General features: G+C 68.4%; 1 protein-coding gene. It reads right to left on the minus strand.

Going from position 1 to position 228, the window contains the following annotated elements; translation table 11 throughout:
• A partial coding sequence (locus tag ACZ3GY_RS24925; RefSeq protein WP_465912517.1) for a transglutaminase family protein occupies positions 1-228 on the minus strand: 228 nt, incomplete at both ends.

A 228-nucleotide genomic window follows, 5' to 3' on the forward strand; every position in this document is an offset into this window, starting at 1 on the left:
GGCGATCCACTGCTCTTCGGTATAGGGCTTGGTCACGCGCGGCGCTTCCCAGATGCGCTTGACCGACATCAGGTGCTCGAACTCCACCTCGCAGGGATCGACCAGGCCGCTGACCGGCGCGGCCGAGGCCGGTTCCGGCGTGCAGGACAAGGGGATGTGGCCTTCCCCGGCAAACAGGCCCGAGGTCGGGTCCAGCCCGACCCAGCCGGCACCGGGCAGATAGACTTC

It is taken from the genome of Pseudomonas sp. PME37.24/006, from assembly GCF_055556635.1.